Below are 2,668 nucleotides of genomic sequence, written 5' to 3'. Positions count from 1 at the left end.
GCGCCGACTCACGGCGGTGCGCCGACGAAAAGACAGTTCCGCACACTCGCTCTCGGGCGATGTGTGGGGAACTGTCTTCTCGATGTGGTGGGGGGGCCGGGGCTCGGGTCAGCGGCCGGTGCCGGCGTAGACCTGGGCCTCCTCCTCGCCGCCGAGCTCGAACGCGGCATGCAGGGCGCGGACGCTCTCGGGGAGCTCGTCCTCGCGGACCAGTGCCGAGATGCGGATCTCCGAGGTGGAGATGAGCTCGATGTTGACCCCGGCCTCGGACAGCGACTCGCAGAACGTCGCGGTGACGCCCGGATGCGACTTCATGCCGGCGCCGACCAGGGAGACCTTGCCGACGTTGTCGTCGTAGAGCACCTGGTCGATCCCGAGGTCGTCCTTGGCCTGCGAGAGCACCTCGACGGCCCTGGCCCCGACCTCACGTGGGCAGGTGAAGGTGATGTCGGTCTTGCCCTCCGCCTTGGAGACGTTCTGCAGGACCATGTCGATGTTGATCTCGGCGTCGGCCACCACGCGGAAGATCTTGGCGGCGTACCCCGGCTGGTCCGGGATCCCGACGACCGTGATCTTGGCCTCCGAGGCGTCGTGAGCGACTCCGGTCAGGACTGCGTCTTCCACGGGGATGTCCTCCACTTTTCCGGCCACGAGCGTGCCCGGGTTGGTCGAATACGACGAGCGCACGCGCAGGGGCACGTGGTACCGGCGGGCGAACTCGACGCTCCGCAGGTTGAGGATCTTCGAACCGACGGCCGCCATCTCCAGCATCTCCTCGTACGAGATGGTGTCGAGCTTGCGGGCGTCGGGGACGATCCGGGGGTCGGCGGTGTAGATGCCGTCGACGTCCGAGTAGATCTCGCAGACGTCGGCGCCCAACGCGGACGCCATGGCCACCGCGGTGGTGTCCGAACCGCCACGACCCAGGGTCGTGACGTCGCGGGTCTCCCGGGACACACCCTGGAACCCGGCGACCAGAGCGATCTTGCCCTGGTCCAGGGCGTCGCGGACCCGCCCCGGTGTGATGTCGATGATCCGGCTGTCGCCGTGCTTGGTGGTGGTGATGATCCCGGCCTGCGAGCCGGTGAACGAGTACGCCTCCATCCCGAACGAACTGATGGCCATGGCCAACAGCGCGTTGGAGATCCTCTCGCCCGAGGTCAGCAGCATGTCCATCTCGCGCTGCGGGGGCGCCGGGCAGACCTGGTCCGCCAGGTCCAACAACTCGTCGGTCGTGTCCCCCATCGCGGAGGCGACGACGACGACGTCGTTGCCCGCCTTCCTGGTCTCGACGATCCGTTCGGCCACCCGACGGATACGTTCTGCGGACTCCACGGAGGAGCCGCCGTACTTCTGCACTACGAGTGCCACGCGGTCACACCCTTCCGGTGTTGATCGGCTTAACGCAGCCCTACATTACGGGAGGTGTTTACTCATCATCGATGACTGAAGCATGGTTGGCCGTCCTCCTGGCCCTCGCCTCCGCCCTCAGCCAGGCCTTCGGCACCGTGATGCGGCACCGCACGAAGGACCGCGCCGGGGGTCGGCTCGAGGGTCGCTTCGGCGTCCTGGCCAGCAGGTACTGGTGGTCGGGCATGGCGATCAGCCTGGCCGGATTCGCCTTCCAGGGTGGGGCGCTGGCGTTCGGCTCGCTCATCCTCGTGCAGACCATCACCGTCCTCTCACTGACCTTCGCGCTCCCGCTCGGAGCCTGGGTGACGGGCCGGCGGGTGACCAAGACCGAGTTGTTCTGGGGATACGTCCTGGCGGGATGCGTGGTCGTCCTGGTGATCTACGGGCGACCGACGGGAGGCGACGCGCACCCGCCCTGGTACGAGTGGGCGCTCGCGTGCGCGGCCGGGCTCGCCGTCATCGCCGTGCTGCTGCGCCTGTCCCGTAACCGCCGCCGCAACGGCAACCGGGCGCTGCTCCTGGGTGTCGCCGGCGGACTCGCGTTCGCCTACGTCGCGCTGCTCACCAAAGGTGTGGCCGACCGGTGGTACTCGGGCGGGTTGCTCGAGGTGTTCACCACGGGCGAGGTGTACGGACTGGTGGCGGCGGCGGTGATCGCGCTGACGCTGCAGCAGATGTCGTTCTCCGCGGGGGCCGTGCACCAGGCGGTGCCCGCCTCCACCGTCACCACGCCCGTCGTCGCGCTGGGACTGGGCGTGGTGGTCCTGGGCGAGTGGTTCACCGTCGACGGCCCCGAGCTGGCGATCCTCGCCGCGACCCTCGTCCTGATGGTGGTGGCGACCGTGCGCTTGGCCAACAAGGAGGTCGACCAGGAGACCCAGTCGGTCCCGGGGTGACGCGGGCCGGGTGGGCTGCGGTTGACGCGGGCCGGGTGGGTCCCGGGTAACGCGGGCCGGGCGGGCCGCGATTCCAGAGCCATGAGGACCCACCCCGAGCGGCAGCGCACGTCGATCCCATCGCTTACGCTGAGCCTCATGCGTCTCACCCGCCCCAGCAGCACCTTGAGTAACAGCCGCGCCGAGCAGGGCGGCCGAGATTCCCGCCGTGATTCCCGCCGTGACACCCACCGGGGGTCACGCCGCACGTCCCGCCTCGTGGCGACGACGCTCGCCTCGGTCGCCGCGGTCATCGCCCCGCTCGCCGTCTCCGCGCCCACGGCCGGGGCCGTGGTCAACGGCACCCCCTCCGGGCCGGA

Annotated in this window: 2 protein-coding genes and 1 pseudogene; 2 read left to right on the top strand and 1 reads right to left on the bottom strand. The window is 69.5% G+C overall.

Going from position 1 to position 2,668, the window contains the following annotated elements:
* Positions 1 to 108: 108 nt before the first annotated feature.
* Positions 109 to 1,371 carry an aspartate kinase gene (locus tag G6021_RS09260; RefSeq protein WP_182638458.1) on the bottom strand — a complete coding sequence of 421 codons (1,263 nt, stop codon included), beginning with the start codon at positions 1,369 to 1,371 and terminating at the stop codon, positions 109 to 111.
* Between the two features lie 71 nt (positions 1,372 to 1,442).
* On the opposite strand from G6021_RS09260, the gene G6021_RS09255 reads away from it, so the two are divergent.
* Both G6021_RS09255 and G6021_RS16935 read left to right on the top strand, forming a co-directional pair.
* Entirely contained in the window at positions 1,443 to 2,309 is an 867-nt protein-coding gene (locus G6021_RS09255; protein ID WP_182641125.1) for a DMT family transporter, read from the top strand.
* Positions 2,310 to 2,447: 138 nt separating this feature from the next.
* Positions 2,448 to 2,668 (top strand): annotated as a pseudogene (locus G6021_RS16935) (hypothetical protein); the annotation flags it as partial.

The organism is Dietzia sp. CW19 (genome assembly GCF_014145265.1).
Taxonomy (GTDB): domain Bacteria; phylum Actinomycetota; class Actinomycetes; order Mycobacteriales; family Mycobacteriaceae; genus Dietzia; species Dietzia natronolimnaea.
Note: the sequence above shows the minus strand (reverse complement) of the source record. Positions and strands in the feature narration are given on the sequence as shown.